Source organism: Chryseobacterium sp. CBSDS_008 (genome assembly GCF_049959325.1).
In the GTDB taxonomy this organism is placed as follows: domain Bacteria; phylum Bacteroidota; class Bacteroidia; order Flavobacteriales; family Weeksellaceae; genus Chryseobacterium.
In genome coordinates, this window is the sequence record NZ_CP188202.1 from 4,833,987 (window position 1) to 4,852,576 (window position 18,590).

The following is an 18,590-nucleotide window of genomic DNA, read 5'->3' on the forward strand; positions in this document are numbered from 1 at the left end:
ATTTGAGCGGCTTTTTTTATGCCTATACGGTAAGAGTACAAAAATGTAAAGACATTCAAAAAACTAAAACTATCGGGTAAAATAGTAAAAACTGATTTCTGGGCGTCATAAATTTACATTAATTAAAGTGACTTATAAAGAGAAAATGTTTGTATGGAAAAAAAATAAATAATGTCGTAAACATAATGTGGTACGTATAAATTTAATGCAAGGTTCTCTTAATTGAGAGATATGTAAATTGATTTTATGGTTATTTTTTTTGTTTAAATCGACTAGTGTTTAATTTTTAATATAAAAATTATTAAAGTTATGTGAATTATTTGTAGATTAGCGCCTTTAATAATGGATATGAAAAATAAAGCTTTACCTCTTTTATTTGCAGTATTTTCTGCATTTCCGGCGATATTGTTCGGACAGGATAATGAAAAACTGATTAATGATTATATTTCTCAAAATAAAATAAGAGAATATAAAAAATCTGATCTTAACCATATCATCATTGATAATGTAGATCCGTCAAAATCATTGAACGGTAATGTTGTGAAATTTTTACAGACCTATAACGGCTTACCTATATACAGTTCTGTAGGAACGGCATTGATTAAGGACAATAAAATTGTTTACTACACAGATAATTTTGTAAAAGATTATACAGCATCTACATCAGGTACAGCGACGATTAGTAAAACTACAGCGCTTCAAAAAATTGCTGAAGATCTGAAAAACCCTGATATTGCAAGCTTCACCATTCTTGAATATCTTGAAAAGACTCAGAAAAAAGCAACATCAGCCAATCAAAGACTTGTATATACCAATGATGAGAGTGGGAATCTGCGTCTTGCTTATGAATATACCTTAACGGAACCAAAGACTCCGAATTACTGGAATATTTTAGTAGATGCTAACAATGGAAATATCCTGTTAAAAAATAACCTGACTTTATCTTGTAATTTCCATCATGATGCTTATAGCTCAGATGCTGAGTACAGCCATGCTGATCATTTTGAAAATACCCTAATGGGGCCTCAAAATAATGTAGTACAGAATAACATTCCATTACTTTTACCGGATAATGCGTCATACAATGTGTTTCCATTACCTATTGAAGCACCTACTTTTGGTTCAAGATCAATTATTACCAACCCTTGGATCCTGAGTGCTTCCCCTGAAGGATGGCATTCTGACGGAACTAATCATTATACTGTTACAAGAGGAAATAATGTTTTTGCCTATGAAGATGTGGCAGGAACGGCTTTAACCGCACCTGATTATCTTACAGGAGCTCCGGCAGACGGAGGAGCGACAAGAAATTTTGATTTTCCTTTTAATATCAATGAAACTCCGGCAAATAACAGGAATGCTGCCATCACGAATTTATTTTATCTGAATAACAGAATTCATGATGTTTTCTACAAATTTGGATTTACAGAATCTGCCAGAAACTTCCAGCAGAACAATTTTGGTAATGGACCTGTAGGAGGAGATGATGATTCTGTATATGCAGAGGCCCAGGATGGCAGCGGATTAAATAATGCAAATTTCTCTTCAGGACAGGATGGTTATAATGGTAAAATGCAGATGTACCTTTGGTCTCCGGTTGGAAGAGTATTTTTTTATAATGCACCAAGTGCTGCTGTTTCCCGTACACCGGGAGCAGGAACTGCACAGTTTGGGAATCCATTACCTATGAGCGGTATTACAGGAGATGTAGCACTTTCATCAGTTTTGGATGGTTGTACAGCTTTGCCTGCTAGTTCATTAACTAATAAAATAGGACTGGTTGAAAGAGGAACATGTTCTTTTGCTGTTAAAGTGAAAAACCTTCAGGATGCCGGAGCTAAAGCCGCGATTGTTTATAACAACGCAGCAAATGGGGCTACAATAGGTAATATGGCGGGTAATGATCCGACAATTACTATTCCTTCAGTACTTATTAACAATGCAGAAGGAGAATATATTAAAACTCAGATGGCAGCAAGTACTACTGTAAATGTTACCTTAAAAGGAAATATGACTCCTGACGGAAGTTTTGATAACGGAATCGTAACCCATGAATATGGTCACGGAATATCCAACAGAATGACTGGTACGGGATACAACTGTCTGAATGCAGGAGTTAGTAAAGAACAGATGGGAGAAGGATGGTCAGATTTCTTTGCCTTAATGCTTACGAATAAAGCCGGAGATAATGCTACTGTAGCGAGAGGTACAGGTACTTATGCAATAGGGCAGCCAATAACAGGCGGCGGTATCAGACCTGCCAAATATTCTACAAGCCTTGCTATTAACGGATTTACATACGGAGATACCAACGGAATGGAATACAATAATGGATCAGCAGTTGTTCCGGATGTACACTCTATTGGTTTCGTTTGGGCTACCATGTTATGGGATCTTCACTGGAAATATGTTGAGAAATATGGATACGCTTCAGATGTATTATCAACAACTCCTAACGGAAGCACAAAAGTATTGCAATTGGTAACAGATGCTCTGAAGCTGCAGGGATGTAATCCTAGCTTTATTGAAGGAAGAAATGCAATATTGGCAGCGGAGTTAGCGACTACTCAGGGGCAGGATAAATGTATGATCTGGGGTGTTTTTGCAAGAAGAGGTCTTGGAGTAAACGCATCAGCAGGAGTTAAAAATAACATTAATGACCAGGTTCAGGACTTTAATGTGCCGGAAGAATGTTTATTAGCAACCAATGAAGTGAATGGTGATAAGAACAAGAATATCTCTATCTATCCAAATCCTGCTAAAGATGAGTTCTATATCAAATTCCCAAGCAATACCCTTGGAAAAGTAAGTGTAGAACTGTATGATATGTCTGGTAAGCTTGTTTCTTCAGAAGATAAAATCTCACCGGACGCCAAGAAGGCAATCTCTACAAGCAATCTTGTCAACGGTACTTATATGGTTAAAATAAAAGGACTAGGTTTCGAAGCAGCTTCGAAAGTAATGGTTAAAAAATAATTTACTTTTATAATCAATTTCAGAATCGCCGCAAGCTTGCTTGCGGCGATTCTATTTATCTATCACTCTAACATCCGGAATGATTTAATTTATATGTCGTATCTTCGCAGGCTGTTAAAAAAAATTATGAAGAAGAAAAATATACTAAAAGGTGTTTTATTTGTAGGGATTGGAGCTAGTATATACGGTATGTTGGCCACTTTTGTGAAAATGGCTTACCATGATGGTTTTACAACTTCAGAAGTAACTACTTCCCAGTTCGTTTTAGGTTTAACAGGACTTTTGATTCTTAATTTTATTCAAACCCTGGCCTCAAAACAGAAATTAGCAAAGCCAAATTCTAAAGAAGTGAAAATGCTGCTGCTTGCAGGAACTTCTTTGGGAGGAACAACTTTGTCCTATTATATTGCGGTACAATATATCAATGTTTCCATTGCCATTGTATTGCTGATGCAGTCGGTATGGTTCAGTGTGGTGGTGGAAAGTATTCTCACCCGGAAACTTCCCAATGCAAGAAAAGTAATTTCTGTAATTATTGTATTGCTGGGAACTGTTCTGGCAACCAATCTTATTAATATGGAAATAGAACTGGACTGGCATGGAGTCTTCTGGGGATTGATGGCTGCAGCTTCTTATACCCTTACGATGTTTACTTCCAATACTCTGGCGACTCATCTTCCTGTTTTCAGAAAGAGTTTTATTATGCTGGCAGGAGGTTCTGTAGTTGTCTTTGCATTTTTATTCTTTGCCCAGATAGGACCGATGTATTTTGATGGCTTAAAATCATTATACTTAAACTTTACAGAAAATACAGAACATATTCACCCGTTTAACTATTCCATATTCCTGACCTACGGATTTGTACTGGCTCTGTTTGGAACAATTATTCCACCGATTTTGTTTAATATCGGATTTCCAAATGCTGGACTGGGACTGGGAAGTATTGTTTCATCCCTGGAACTTCCGGTTTCCGTAACTATGGCTTTTGTTTTACTTGGGGAGAAAGTACTTCTCATCCAATGGGCAGGAATTGCCCTGATTCTTTTTGCTATTGTTCTGATGAATTTACCTTCAAAAAAAGAAAAAGAAGTTTCAATGGCATAATGGTCTGAAAATATTAACTAAAAATAACAGTTGAAACCGTTCCTTTTGGAACGGTTTTTTTTAATTTTAATCTTAAATAAACGTTTATGAAACAGTTCAGAAATATAATGGCCGCTTTTGCTTTAACGGTCTCCGGTTTTATGTTTTCACAGGTAAAACCTCTGGATGCAATGCTGTCTGATTATCAATACCCTTACGAAGTTCATTTTCTCAATTTCAGGTCTCAGGGCGAAGATTTGAAAATGGCTTATATGGATGTAAAGCCACAAAAGCCCAACGGAAAAACCATCATGCTTCTCCATGGCAAAAACTTTAATGGAGCTTATTGGGAAAGAACAGCAAAAGACCTTTCTGCAAAAGGATTCCGGGTAGTGATTCCAGATCAGATTGGATTCGGAAAGTCTTCAAAGCCTCATGCGTACCAATTTTCCTTTTCACAGCTGGCAGAAAATACAAAAGCAGTGCTGGATGAATTGAAAATTGACAAAGCCATAATTTTGGGACATTCAATGGGAGGAATGGTGGCAACCAGATTTACATTACTTTATCCGGAAAAAGTGCAGAAATTAATTCTTGAAAACCCGATAGGACTGGAAGATTATAAGACTTTTGCTGCGTACCAGACCATTGATCAGGCTTATCAGTCCGAGCTGAAAAATACAGCCGAAACTTATAAAAACTACCAACTTAAATTCTATTATGACAACCAATGGAAAGAAGAATATCAGCCCTGGCTTGACCTGATTGCAGGATGGACGCTTCATAAAGATTACCCTCAGGTGGCCTGGAATGCAGCGCTAACTTCGGATATGATCTACAACCAGCCGGTATGTTATGAGTTTAAAAACATCAAAGTTCCTACATTACTGATTATCGGAACAAGAGACAGAACAGCAATAGGAAAGGATAGGGCTCCTAAAGAACTTCAGCCGAAAATGGGCCAGTATCAGGAGCTGGGAAAGAAAACCCAACGTGAAATTGCGGAATCAAAACTTGTAGAGATTGATAACGTAGGACATCTTCCCCATATAGAAGTATATCCGAAATTCTTTGAAGCACTGTATAATTTTATACAATAAATTTAAGATTATGTAAAAGTTTACACAGAACTTAATATTTCAAAATCAGTTTTGTTTGTTCTCAAAGAATAATAAGGTCCCCACTCCAATTCCTGAAAACAGCACACAAGCAACTCCCAGATTCTGTATAAATCCAACACTTATTAGTCCTATACCTATCAGGATATAATAAATCAATCCTAATAAGGCACCTGCACTTCCTGTTTCATTTTTATAACGGATAAGAGCCGTACTTAAAATATTCGGAATCGCAGTACTGAATGCCATCACAATGAAAAAATAAGGAATTAAAAAATAAATTCCTGTACCCGACAGAATCCATACGGGCAAGGAAGCTGCCAATGCTGAAAATGTACTTGCTTTAACTACATATTCAGGCTGTATATGCTTCAGCAACAGTAACCTGTTGAGTTTTGCTCCCGCAAATGTACTCATGGCCAGTATGATGCTGCTGTATCCAAAAGCATGTGAAGAATAATGATACTCTTTAAAAATAAACGGAGCCAGTGAATAGTATGAAAACAATAAAACATTAAAACTCATTATTAATAAACAGCATTTTATAATCGCCGGATCCTGAATCATCCGTTTGAATAAGTTGATCAAAGTATTCATGTTGATTTCTTTTACCGAATGATGCGTTTCAGAAACTTTTTGTGTAGAAAGAATAAAGAAAAGGAGGCCCAGAAAACATAAAGTAATAAATACTCCCTGATATCCGGCTGAAGAAGCTAATATTGAACCGGTAATCATTCCTGCCACCGGACTGATGGACAAACCGATTCCGATCCAGGAGAATACTTTACTGATATTATCTTTATCATAAGTGTCCCTTAAAATAGTTTGTGTTACAATAGAACCCACAGAAATTCCGAATGCAGAAATAATCCTGGCGCCAAGAAGAACCGTAAAATCAGGAGCAAAAACGGCTGCCAGAGTTCCCATTCCGTAGGTAATTAGACCATATTCCAATGATTTTTTTCTTCCGATTCTGTCGCATTGTATTCCCCAAAATGCCACTCCCAGAGCAAATGCTATAAAATATACACTGATGGTGAGGGTAGCCCGTTCTTCATTCACTCCAAACTGTTCCTGCACCATCGGTAAAACAGGACTGTAAATAGTTTCTACAAACTGTGGAAGCATCACAAGTAAAGTCAGCAGCCAGATAGGATTTTTCTTTTTCATTTTTTTCCTGCAAAGTTTCCAAAAATCCATTGTATATTTATAATGATATAAAAACAAAAAACATCAAAAATAGGACATGGCCATACTGAAGCAAACCGAAGAATTTAATGCAGATTCCATTCACGAAAAAGTAATCGGAATTGCCTCTGATATGGTGATGCACGATTCCGGTTTTCATTTTCATAAAACAAAATCTCAGTTGTTGTATGCACCAACAGGTTGTATGACAGTCACTACTTCTGACAGGCAGCTGGTTCTTCCCCCGTTCAGAATGCTCTGGATTCCCGCCAATGAAGTACACCGTGTGAATTTCCGGAATATTGTAGCATATAGATCTGTTTATTTTGATGACAGTTATTCCAAAAGATATATGAAATCCGACCTGAAGGTTCTTCATGTAAACCCCCTGTTAAAAGAAATCATAGAAAGAATGTGTTTTTGGGAATGGTCGGATCTTAGTAATGACCAAATTAATCTTTTAGAAGTATTCTGGGATGAAATCAGCAAAGCTCCGGAAGAAAAGATGGAACTTAAAATGCCGCAGGACAGGCGTTTCAAAAAATTAGCTGAAGAATGGACCCAGAGACAGTCTATGCCGCCTATGCTGAAAGATCTTGCAGGAAAAACCGGAGCGGTGGAGAAAACAATCAGCCGTATTTTTAAAAAAGAAACCGGATTGTCTTATCAGGAATGGAGACAGCAGTGGCGGTTGCAGCGATCCATTGAGCTTTTGGTGGATGGCAATTCAATAGGGGAGGTAACACATATCCTGGACTTCTCATCAGACAGCGCTTTTATTGAATTTTTCAAAAAGCATACAGGAGCTACTCCTTTGCAGTTTCTTATGAAGCATGAATAATATCTTTTGTACTGATAAAAGTACTGATTGTGAGCCATGTCAAGGTTTTAAACCTTGACCTTAAAACAAGATTTCATGAAGACTTCTGCTCAAAAAATCTCCACACCTATTTCTTGTCTTATGGAAAGCCCGGTTTATCGTAAATTTCATAAAATTGTACTACCTAATACAATATTTTATGGAAACGATTAATACCAGGAGTGTTGAGAATTACACCCATACTATTGAAGTCAAGGCCACTGCTGATAAACTATACCATGCTTTGACTCATGAAATTTCTCTTTGGTGGACTGAAATGTTTGAGGGGACATCTTCTGAGGTGGACAGCCTATTCACGATAAGATTCGGAGATCATATTCACAAAACAATGCGGGTTAAGAAATTAACTGCCAATACAGAAATTGTATGGTTTGTTGAAGATTCGTTGATTGCCCTTCCTGAATTAAAGAACCAAACGGAATGGATTGGAACAACAATCGTCTGGGAAATAAGGCAAAAAAATGAGATTACCCAGATAAAACTTACCCATATCGGCCTGAATCCGGGTATTGAATGCTATGAAATCTGTTCCGGCGGCTGGCTGCAATTCCTTGGAAGTCTGAAAAAGTTTCTCGAAACCGGAAGCGGAGCTCCCTACAGAAAGTAAGAAATGTTTTAACAAAAAAAGAGACTGTTTACGTGTAAACAGCCTCTTTTTGTATGTATTGTTGTCTGAATTATTTCTTCTTGTAAGCAGCGTCTTTGATTCTTGCTTTTTTACCTCTAAGGTCTCTGAAGTAGTAAATTCTAGCTCTTCTAACTCTACCTTTTCTGTCAACTTCAATTTTTTGAAGTGCTGGCATGTTAATAGGGAACACTCTTTCTACACCTACATCACCACTCATTTTTCTGATGGTAAATGTTTTTGTAGAACCGGTACCTCTCAATTGGATAACTGTTCCTTTGAAGAACTGAGTTCTTGTCTTTTGTCCTTCTTTAATTTCGTAATACACAGTAATTGTATCACCTGCTTTGAATTCAGGGAATTCTTTTTTCGCAATGTACTTGTCTTGTACGTACTTTAATAAATCCATTATTAATAAAATAAAATGTTAAAGCTAAGCAACTTACACGTTCTTCGTCAGAGGTTGAATAACAGGTTGCAAATGTACAAAATAGTTTTTGAATATGCCAAATATTTAATGTGCTAAAAACTATAATTTTTTTATTCCGGTTTTGCTGAAAAATTAACGGTTTCTTTAAAATACCATCAGCCAGAGTTTATATGGGAATTCTACTTTTGCCCGAAGTGAAAAATCTGAGCAACGATTTTTAAATTCCTGATTTACAATTTCAAACTATATGTTATTTTAAAACTAAAGCTATTATGAAACATTATTTCTTCTTTTTTTGTTTCGCGGTCCAGATGGCTTTCGGACAGGTTTTGTTTCCTTATTTACAAAACCCCACTCCGAATTCCATGATCGTCAATTGGAAAACAGCCTCCAATAATGAAACAACGGTGATCTATGGAAATTCACCGGCCAATTTAAATGTGACGGTAACAGGAACCACCAATATCTTCTCGGATACGGGATACAACAACAATTACTATTACCACACGGCAAAGATCGCCAATCTTCAGCCGAATACTAAATACTATTATAAAATAAAAACGGGAACCAGTGAGTCTGCCGTTTACAATTTCAGAACACTTCCTCTGCCCGGACATGCTGCAACAGCCAATGGAAAGATCCGTTTCCTTATTATGGGTGACAACCAGATCAAAGCAGAACCCAGATATGACACCCTCACGTTGAATGCCTATAAAAAATTAAAGGAAAAATTCGGCGCAAATTCAGATCCGTCAGATAATATTGCCCTTACCTTTATGGTGGGTGATCAGGTAGACGTGGGAACTTTGGATCACTATGAGAATGTTCATTTTAAAAAGAATATCAAATTATCTCCCTACCTGCCTATCCAGACTACCGTAGGAAATCATGAAACGTATGGATCTTTAGGGATGAATTCATATTATGCCCACTTTTATATTGATGAAATTAAATATAAAAATATAAGTTCCGGTAATGAAAATTATTATGCTCAGCAGGCGGGTAACGTTTTGTTTGTCAGTTTGAGCTCTGAACATACCGGATCAGCGCAGCAGACATGGCTTCAGCAGATCTTAACAGCGGCTAATAATGACCCGACCGTAGACTGGATTATTTCTTTAAGCCACAGACCTTATCAGGCTGAACAGTATGTAGGCGATATTTCTACATGGGTAAGAGAAAATGCGGTGCCGCTTCTGGTAACTTCTGACAAATATTTAATGCACGTTGGAGCCCACCATCATTTATACCACAGAGGCCAGCTTAAAAATACTCCCAATTATCAGATCATTTCAGGAGGAACAGCCTGGGATCAATATTGGGGAATGTCTAATGAGCAGGATTTTGACGATGTTCAGAAAACATTGACAGATTGGACGTACCAGATTGTAGAAGTGGATATTCCAACCGGAAAAGTAGATGTCGAATGTTATTCAATCGGTGGAGTTTACAATAAGAAGAATAATATACTGGTAGACTCTTTCCACAGATATAAAAATCAGCCTAAACCGGCAAAACCATCTATTACCAATACTTTTTCAGGGCCAATTACTTTACCTCTGACATTGAATGGAAGTGCTTTTTCTTCTTCCAACGGAGAGCTTTTAAATACAACACAATTCCAGATCAGTAAAGCCTCGAATTTTTCTGTGATTGAAAAGGAATTCTACCGCGATTTTGAAAACTGGTTCGGAAAAGACGGAAACGGAACTCCGGATAAAACCAAAAACCTGAATGATGGCGTAGATATTACAAAAGCCACCTTAGCCGCGAACTCTATTCCCAACGGAATTTATTATGTGAAAACACGCTACAGAGACAGAAACCTGGAATGGAGCGACTGGAGTGAGGTGAAACAGTTCGAAATTACAGGAAGCGTGGTTTCAAATCCTACATTTATTTTAAATAAAACAGAATATGCTCAGAATGAAGCCATCACAGCTACCTTCACAGGAGGTCCCGGAAATCAGCAGGATTGGGTAGGAATCTATAAAAAAGGACAAACTCCGGCTTCTGCAACTTCACAAGGATATATTTATACAAACGGACATACGGCAGGAACAGCAACTTTCACTAATGGTCTGGCTAATAAAGGTCAGTATTTTGCCGGATTTTTTGCTAATGGCGGATATACAGAAATCACACCGAGAAAAAATTTCTATGTGGGACCGAAAGTACAGCTTCAAACTACCGCTGATACATATCCTGTGGGAGGAACGGTTGTTATCAATTTTACAGACGGACCCAATTTACAGAAAGACTGGATCGGAATTTATAAAATGGGACAGACTCCGGGAACAACCGCTTCTATTAAATGGAGCTATGTGAATGCTGCTTCCGGAACCCTCAATTTCACAGGTCTCCCAAAAGGATATTATTATGCTCAGTACTTGTTGGAAGACGGGTATAACGGCATCGGGGAGAAGGTATTCTTTAAAGTAGGGGATATCGTTACCGATCTTTGGATCAATAAACCTGTTTATACTTTAGGAGAAAATATTACCGCTTCATGGACAGATTCTCCGGGAATCATCAAAGACTGGTTAGGAATTTATCCTCAAAGTGTTCAGACGCCGGATGATAACTTCGTTTCTTATACCTATTTTGATGGAGTGACTCAGGGAACAAAAACAATCCAGGGAACAGCAGTACCTGCCACACCAGGAAATTATTATATGGTAATGTTTACCAATGACTCCTATACGGAAGTTTCAAACAGAGTACAGTTCCAGGTTACTTCACCAACGTTGGGAACTGAAGAAACAAGAAGCACAGAAAAAAATGTAATGCTGTATCCAAATCCAACCAAACCGGGACAGCCTACCTTTATCAAAAGTGATTACCCGATTGAAAAAATTGAATTGGTTTCAGCTTCAGGAGAACTGCTTTATGTATCAAAAAATATCAATAACCAGCGTTTCTCTCTGGTGAATGAAAACCTTCCGGCAGGGGTTTACTTTGTTAAAGTACACGGAAGAAAACTATTTACTTTAAAGCTGATCATTCAGTAAGGTAAACTTAACATAATTATAACGAGGAGACTGTCAGCAATGATAGTCTCTTTTTATTGATGTAAAAAAGTAATAATTTCCGTAATCATCTGTGAAAATCTGTGCGATCTGTGGTTAAATAAAAGGTAATTTCAAAAAATTGAACCACAAAAGTCACAAAAGTTTTTATACACTTAAGTTAATTAAGAGGATATTCTTGGATTGAATAAGCTCACATAAGTTTTAAAATCTGTGATTTTTTCTTACGTGTTAAAATGAAAATGTGATAGTGCCAGGTATAAAATCTGTGAAACTCTGTGGTTAAATAAAAAAGCGATTCCAAAAAAATGAAACCGCCTTTGATATATGGTTGTGGTAATTAGTCAAATAGATCGTGCAGATCATCCTCGCTGATCAGCGTTTGGTTTTCAGCAGAAGAATTTTCATCCTGAGCATCGGCCAGCGTTTTAGTTTCCTGAATGAGCTTTCCATCCATATTATAAAGTTTTAATAAGATCCATTTTCCGCTGCGTTCAAGTTCTTTAGCTCCATCCCACGTTTTTATTCTGATTTTTCCGCTTTGAATAACACCTGACTTTACAGAAGATTTATTGGCAGGTTTACCTTTTACATGCTGTGTGATTTGTGCTGTGAAGTAATAATCTTCCCCATCTTCACTGATAGGTTGTGTGAAAGTATACAAAACAAAGCCCTTACGATCATAAACAGTAGCTTCATAGCCCGTTTGCTTGGAATTCAGCTTTTTTTCAAAACTCAGTTTCGTATTATCACCTTCAAAAAAGTTTTTGATATTTATGATAAAACCTTCCTTATAAACTGTTTCATTAAAACCTTCATAAGTAGTACCATTGTAAGGGATACCATCTTTATATGTCAATGTAGATTTCAGCTTTCCATCCGGGGAATAATATTTAATTTCCTGGATGAGGTCGTCTTTTAAAAATTGCTCGGAGGATAACTTTCTGTCTTCATCAAAGAATTTACTCGTTACCTTTGAGCCTTTTTCATACATATCAATAGAAGAAACCTGTGAATATTCATAAGCCAGTTGATAATCTTCACCATCCATTGGATTGTAAATATCATTTTCTTTGTCATACTTATATACAAGATGGCCTATTTTTTTACCTGACTCATCATAAGTGGTTTTATAGCCGTCTTTTTTACTCATTTTTTGTTCCTGTAAGACCTTTCCGTTTTTGCTATAGATAACGCCTTCTTTTACACTGCCATCTTTTCTGTATTTTTCTATCTTAGAAATCCTCATTGGGCTGGAATAGTAATCCACTACCATATTCTCACCTGAACCGGAGGTAGTACTGCTGCCAAGATATTTTCCTTTTTCACCGTAATATTTCGTCTCAGTGTTGCTGTCCTTATCAATGATGGTTTCATTTCTGATCCCTTTAATGTCATCATCATAAACGGTTGTTTTTACAGGTGTTGAGTTTTCGTAATCGACCAGAATATTATAATCCATTCCGTCCTCAGCATCTTTATAGGTGAACATCTTTCCTGAAAAAGTTCCATCGGCTTTATATACCACATCTTCTGTCAGCCTTCCTGTTGTATCATAAGACTGTGCAGGGCCAATTTGCTGGCCATTAGAATAGGTAGCAAAATTCAATACCTTTCCTTCAGGTGTATACCAGGTTACTTTGCCGTCAAAAACTTCATTGTTAGGGGTTGTGTCAGAAGCAAGTCCTTCCATTTGAAGCTTTCCGTCCTTGTAGAAATCTTTAATAAGGGTAAGTTTTCCTTTGGGAGTCGTTTCGCGGTAATATTCCATTTTATCCTGAGTGGTTTTCTCCCAGTTTTCATCAAAATAAGTTTTTTCCTGCGCGCATACGTTGATACTGAGTACCAGTGCAAGTAATGCTGAAGTAAATAATTTTTTCATGTTTTTATGTAAGCTTTGATATGTATATTTGATTAATGTGATGATATATCTGTAGAAGATCAGATAGCGTGAAAAAGACAATAACGATGTACGATAGAATAATTTTTACATTAAAATTGTGTTTAAATTACATCCGATAACAGTAAATTATACTATGTTTCGGGTTTTAATGGCCCAAATATAAATCAAATTGATGAGATACACCATCAAAAATGAACAGATCTGTTCATTTTTATAGATAAGAATTTGATTATTATGATTTTAAATAATAAAAAATATCATCAAAAAAAACCATGAATTTCACCACTGTTTCCGTTCATCGGATATACAAGAAAATTTATTAAATTTAGCCAACAGAAAAATCTAATATTTCATGATAGATAAAAGAGTAAAAAATGCAAAGGAGGCCATCGAAGGAATTAATGATGGAATGACACTCATGCTTGGTGGTTTTGGACTTTGCGGAATCCCGGAAAACTCAATCAATGCTTTGGTAGAAAGTGATGTGAAAGATCTGACCTGTATTTCAAACAATGCAGGAGTAGATGATTTCGGATTGGGATTACTGCTTCACAAAAGACAGATTAAGAAAATGATCTCTTCTTATGTGGGCGAAAATGCCGAATTTGAAAGACAGATGCTTTCAGGCGAACTGGATGTAGAACTTACCCCGCAAGGAACTTTAGCTGAAAAATGCAGAGCTGCTCAGGCAGGAATTCCTGCTTTTTATACCCCTGCAGGTTATGGAACTGAAGTAGCAGAAGGAAAAGAGGTGAAAGAGTTCAAAGGAAAACCTCATATTCTGGAGCATGCTTATGATGCGGACTTTTCTATCGTAAAAGCATGGAAAGGAGATCACGCAGGAAACCTTATCTTCAAAGGTTCTGCAAGAAATTTCAACCATCCCATGGCCGGTGCAGCGAAAATTACCATTGCCGAAGTAGAAGAGCTGGTAGAACCGGGACAATTAGATCCCAATGAAATTCATATTCCGGGAATTATGATTCAAAGAATTTTCCAGGGAGAGAAATTTGAAAAAAGAATCGAGCAGAGAACAGTGAGAACTAAAGAATAAGCTCAAATGATAAAATAAAAGCGCTGAACATACATTCAGCGCTTTTTTATGCTTGGGGAGTAAGTGTTTTTCTTTCTCCGATCTGTTGTCTCCACATGGCGTAGTAGAGTCCTTTTTCGTCAATAAGATTAGCGTGGGAACCTGTTTCTACAACCTGTCCGCGTTCTAAAACATAAATTTTATCCGCATGCATAATCGTACTTAAACGGTGCGCAATGAGGACGGTGATCTGCTCTCTTTCTTTTGAAATGTCCTTGATGGTCGTGGTAATTTCCTCTTCAGTAATACTGTCCAGCGCGGAAGTCGCTTCATCAAAAATCAACAGATGAGGTTTTCTTAAAAGAGCTCTGGCAATAGCAATTCTTTGTTTCTCACCACCACTCAGCTTCAAACCGCCTTCACCGATAACGGTTTCAATTCCTTTTTCAGCTCTTTCCAGCAAGGCAGTACAGCTCGATTTCTGCAAAGCAGCAGCCAGTTCCTGTTCCGTAGCTGAAGGGTTTACGAAAAGAAGGTTTTCTTTAATGGTTCCCGCAAATAACTGGGTATCCTGCGTTACAAAGCCAATCTGATTTCTCAGCTCATCAAAATCAAACTCCTTTCCATTGATGCCATTGTAGAAGATATTCCCTTCCTGAGGCCTGTACAATCCAACAAGCAGTTTTACCAAAGTACTTTTCCCGGAGCCACTAGGTCCTACGAAAGCAATGGTCTCCCCGTTTTTCAGATCAAACGAAATATTATTTAAAGCTTTATACTGAGCAGACTGATGCTTGAATGAAACATGTCTGAACTCCAGTTCTTCAATTGCTCCAATTTGTTTTGGATGAAGAGGTTTTTCTTCCACCTCTTTATTCATTAAACGGTCAAAATTCTGAAGAGAAGCTTCTGCTTCACGGTAAGAAATGATGATGTTCCCGATTTCCTGCATAGGTCCGAAAATAAAGAAGCCATAAAACATTAAAGATAAATACTGACCCGGTGTCACAATATTTTTAAAAATTAAATACAATAACGTCAGCGTAATCATCTGCTGAAGAAAATTAACCATCGTTCCCTGAATAAAGCTTAAAGAACGTATGCTTTTCACCTTTCTCAGTTCAAGCCCAAGAATCTTATAGGTATTGTTATTTAAACGGATCACCTCCTGATTGGTTAATCCTAAACTTTTTACAATTTCAATATTTCTTAAACTTTCTGTCGTACTCCCGGCCAGAGCAGTGGTTTCAGAAACAATGTTTTTCTGGATGACTTTTATTCTTTTGCTCAATAAATTGGTGACAATGGCAATAAAGAAAATTCCACAGATATAAACCGGCATAATAGACCAGTGTAAACGGATAGCATACACCGAAACGAAGATAATACTCACCAGGATTCCGAAAAATATATTGATAAAATTGGTGATGAATTTTACGGTATCTTCTCTTACTTTTGTTAAAATAGAAAGTGTTTCACCACTCCTTTGATCTTCAAATTCCTGAAAAGGTAATGCCATGGAATGTTTTAATCCGTCTGTGAAAATTTTCGCTCCAAATTTTTGCGTAATAACACTTACCACATAATCCTGAAAAGCCTTGGCAATTCTACTTATCATTGCCGTTCCGATGAGCAGTCCCAGGAAATAGAAGGCACCATGGTATGCAGAACTGCCATATAAATATTCATTCAGGTTTCTGGGCAGTAGCTTTTCTTTATCAAAAAAGTTAGGATGCGTAACCAGCTGATCAAGGATATTTCCTGTGATAGCCGGAGCAAATAAAGAAAAAACCTGGTTGACAGTAGCCAAAAATAAAGAGATGATGATCAGCCACTGGTAAGGTTTAAGATATCTAAAAAGTATTTTCATTCTGTTAAAAAATAATAGAACAAAATTACAATATTATTTTAACTAACAGTGTTAATTGTTGAATACAACAAAGCCCTTTTGTATTCAAGTGAAAATAATTAAATTGCAGTCTAAGTTTTTATTATGCTTACAAAAGAACAAATTGCCAAAAGAATTTCAAAAGAACTGAAAGATCGTTATTATGTAAACCTGGGAATTGGAATTCCTACTTTGGTTGCCAACTATGTTCCGGAAGGTATTTCCGTAGAATTCCAGAGTGAAAATGGAGTTTTGGGAATGGGACCTTTTCCCTTCGAGGGAGAAGAAGATGCTGATATCATCAATGCCGGAAAACAAACCATTACTATTTTAGAAGGAGGTTCATTCTTTGATTCTGCATTCAGTTTCGGAATGATTCGTGGTCAGAAAGTAGATCTTACCATCCTGGGAGCAATGGAAGTTTCAGAAAACGGAGATATTGCCAACTGGAAAATTCCCGGAAAAATGGTAAAAGGAATGGGAGGTGCTATGGACCTTGTGGCTTCTGCTGAAAATATAATCGTTGCAATGATGCACGTAAACAAAGCTGGAGAAAGTAAAATCCTTAAAAAATGTACCCTTCCTTTAACAGGAGTAAACTGTGTGAAAAAAGTAGTTACTGAATTAGCCGTTCTGGATGTAACTCCGGCAGGATTTAAACTGGTGGAAAGAGCCCCGGGAGTGTCCGTAGAAGATATTATCAAAGCTACAGAAGCAGATCTGATTATTGAGGGAGAAATTCCTGAAATGCAGTTCTAATCTGATGACAAATACAAAAGTTTCGGCCTCACAAAGTGAGGCCGAAACTTTTTATAAGCGACATAGGAAATCGGAGCGTCAAAAAAATAAGTCCTGTGAACGTTAAGAAAATTCTCCTGTCCGAAGCGCGAGACAAATTCAGAACGGATTAAGAAATAAAGATTTCGTGCAAGTTTAGAATTTTTAGAGAACAGGAATTATTTTTAGCGGAGAGATCCAGGTCTTGAATTTTTGTTTCTTTTGTTTCAAGACAAAAGAAATTAAACCTCAAAAAGCTGGCTCATCATGAAACAATTTTATATAAATAAAAACTCTGACAAATATTTTTATAAATGACTTTAAAACGACATAGGAAATCGGAGCGTCAAAAAAATAAGTCCTGTGAACGTTAAGAAAATTCTCCTGTCCGAAGCGCGAGACAAATTCAGAACGGATTAAGAAATATAGACTTGGCGCAAGTTTGAATTTTTAGAGAACAGGAATTATTTTTAGCGGAGAGATCCAGGTCTTGAATTTTTGTTTCTTTTGTTTTAAGACAAAAGAAATTAAACCTCAAAAAGCTGGCTCATCATGAAACAACTTTTATATCTAAACGGCTAGTGTGTTAACATTATTTATTTCCCATCCTGAGCCCCAAACACCTTCTGAAGAATACTTGTAGTCCTCATGGCAGGCGTATTTCTGATTCCGCTCTCTTTATCTGCCACCATTTTGAATACACCATTAATGGTTTCTGTGGTTACATATTCATTAAGATCTGTAGTTACAGCCTGTCCTGTAAACGTATTATATTTTGAGATCAGACTTTTCCAGAGCGTATCAGCACCTACTTTTCCCAAAGAAGCTTTTACTTTAGGCTGAAAAGCATTGAAGAGTTGAGTCTGTGTTTTTCCCTGAAGATAGCTTGTTGCAGCATTATTACTGCCTAATAAAATGTTTTTGGCATCTGTAATCGTCATGGAAGTGATGGCATTGGTAAAGATAGGCGCAGCTTCTGTTACGGCATCTTCAGCAGCTCTGTTCAAAAGTTTCACGCCTTCATCAGCAAGGCTTCCCATACCGATAGAGCGCAGGGTTGTATCAATTTTTCTTAGCTTTTCAGGCATTAAAATTTTTACTGCTTCATTTCTGAAAAAACCATCTGTTACTGCCAGTTTTTTTACCCCATCTGTTACCCCCATGCTTAAAGCTTCCTTTAATCCTGAGGAAATCTGAGTAGAAGTAAGACTTCCAAGGTTGGCCGATGAATGACGAGACTCACCGGAAGCTGTGGTTGTATTAGTCGTAGGAGTTGTAGCCCCATTGTTTTTCACGGGAACATTAAGGTCTACACCTGTTTTGTTTTTAACTGTAGATTTTATGATATCGAAAATTTGTGCCTGTGCTGACATTGAGAATAATAAACCGGCTGCCAGAAAGATATTTTTTTTCATCGTATTTTTTTACAAATTTAAACCTTTTAATTTTTAAAGTCGTCTAAACTTATCAAAAAGCAAACCACAAACTAATAGCTTATTGCAGATTCAATTAAACCATTAACAAGTTGTGAAGGAATAAAACCAGTTAAGAGAAGATCATAGATTTTTTTCGATAGAGCTGATTTAATATTATTACACTTTTATGAATAGTTAATGATTAAATTAAACTGTTATTAAATATCTGTCAATCAGTTTGGGGA

General features: G+C 36.9%; 13 protein-coding genes. 8 read left to right on the forward strand and 5 right to left on the reverse strand.

Going from position 1 to position 18,590, the window contains the following annotated elements; all coding sequences use genetic code 11:
* The first annotated feature begins 348 nt into the window (after positions 1 to 348).
* From ACP3T3_RS21820 to ACP3T3_RS21830, 3 genes are all read left to right on the forward strand, one after another.
* A complete protein-coding gene (locus ACP3T3_RS21820) occupies positions 349 to 2,976 on the forward strand; it encodes a T9SS-dependent M36 family metallopeptidase (protein ID WP_426477799.1) in 2,628 nt (875 codons plus the stop codon).
* A 126-nt stretch (positions 2,977 to 3,102) separates the two neighbouring features.
* A complete protein-coding gene (locus ACP3T3_RS21825) occupies positions 3,103 to 4,080 on the forward strand; it encodes an EamA family transporter (RefSeq protein WP_426477800.1) in 978 nt (325 codons plus the stop codon).
* Positions 4,081 to 4,166: 86 nt separating this feature from the next.
* Positions 4,167 to 5,159, forward strand: a complete 993-nt coding sequence (locus ACP3T3_RS21830; RefSeq protein ID WP_426477801.1) for an alpha/beta fold hydrolase — start codon at positions 4,167 to 4,169, stop codon at positions 5,157 to 5,159.
* 45 nt (positions 5,160 to 5,204) lie between these two features.
* On the opposite strand, the gene ACP3T3_RS21835 is transcribed toward ACP3T3_RS21830, so the two are convergent.
* Positions 5,205 to 6,347 (reverse strand): MFS transporter, encoded by a 1,143-nt coding sequence (locus tag ACP3T3_RS21835; RefSeq protein WP_426477802.1) that lies wholly within the window; start codon positions 6,345 to 6,347, stop codon positions 5,205 to 5,207.
* 76 nt (positions 6,348 to 6,423) lie between these two features.
* Here ACP3T3_RS21835 and ACP3T3_RS21840 point away from each other — a divergent pair, with 76 nt between their 5' ends.
* Complete coding sequence (locus tag ACP3T3_RS21840) at positions 6,424 to 7,206, forward strand: AraC family transcriptional regulator (RefSeq protein ID WP_426477803.1); 783 nt, start codon at positions 6,424 to 6,426, stop codon at positions 7,204 to 7,206.
* Positions 7,207 to 7,384: 178 nt separating this feature from the next.
* Positions 7,385 to 7,852, forward strand: a complete 468-nt coding sequence (locus ACP3T3_RS21845) for an SRPBCC family protein (RefSeq protein ID WP_426477804.1) — start codon at positions 7,385 to 7,387, stop codon at positions 7,850 to 7,852.
* Between the two features lie 70 nt (positions 7,853 to 7,922).
* Here ACP3T3_RS21845 and rplS read toward each other — a convergent pair whose 3' ends face one another.
* Complete coding sequence (rplS, locus tag ACP3T3_RS21850) at positions 7,923 to 8,279, reverse strand: 50S ribosomal protein L19 (protein ID WP_050022617.1); 357 nt, start codon at positions 8,277 to 8,279, stop codon at positions 7,923 to 7,925.
* Between the two features lie 293 nt (positions 8,280 to 8,572).
* On the opposite strand from rplS, the gene ACP3T3_RS21855 reads away from it, so the two are divergent.
* Complete coding sequence (locus ACP3T3_RS21855) at positions 8,573 to 11,311, forward strand: fibronectin type III domain-containing protein (protein WP_426477805.1); 2,739 nt, start codon at positions 8,573 to 8,575, stop codon at positions 11,309 to 11,311.
* A gap of 358 nt (positions 11,312 to 11,669) precedes the next feature.
* Here the strand turns inward: ACP3T3_RS21855 and ACP3T3_RS21860 are convergent, their stop codons facing one another.
* Entirely contained in the window at positions 11,670 to 13,211 is a 1,542-nt protein-coding gene (locus tag ACP3T3_RS21860) for a membrane-binding protein (protein WP_426477806.1), read from the reverse strand.
* 373 nt (positions 13,212 to 13,584) lie between these two features.
* Between ACP3T3_RS21860 and ACP3T3_RS21865 the strand changes: the two genes are divergently transcribed.
* Positions 13,585 to 14,286: a CoA transferase subunit A gene (locus ACP3T3_RS21865; protein ID WP_047376945.1), complete on the forward strand. Its 702-nt coding sequence runs from the start codon at positions 13,585 to 13,587 to the stop codon at positions 14,284 to 14,286.
* A 46-nt stretch (positions 14,287 to 14,332) separates the two neighbouring features.
* On the opposite strand, the gene ACP3T3_RS21870 is transcribed toward ACP3T3_RS21865, so the two are convergent.
* Entirely contained in the window at positions 14,333 to 16,135 is a 1,803-nt protein-coding gene (locus ACP3T3_RS21870) for an ABC transporter ATP-binding protein (protein ID WP_426477807.1), read from the reverse strand.
* A 123-nt stretch (positions 16,136 to 16,258) separates the two neighbouring features.
* On the opposite strand from ACP3T3_RS21870, the gene ACP3T3_RS21875 reads away from it, so the two are divergent.
* Positions 16,259 to 16,912 carry a CoA transferase subunit B gene (locus ACP3T3_RS21875; RefSeq protein WP_002980639.1) on the forward strand — a complete coding sequence of 218 codons (654 nt, stop codon included), beginning with the start codon at positions 16,259 to 16,261 and terminating at the stop codon, positions 16,910 to 16,912.
* 614 nt (positions 16,913 to 17,526) lie between these two features.
* On the opposite strand, the gene ACP3T3_RS21880 is transcribed toward ACP3T3_RS21875, so the two are convergent.
* Entirely contained in the window at positions 17,527 to 18,345 is an 819-nt protein-coding gene (locus tag ACP3T3_RS21880; RefSeq protein ID WP_426477808.1) for a DUF4197 domain-containing protein, read from the reverse strand.
* Positions 18,346 to 18,590: the final 245 nt, after the last annotated feature.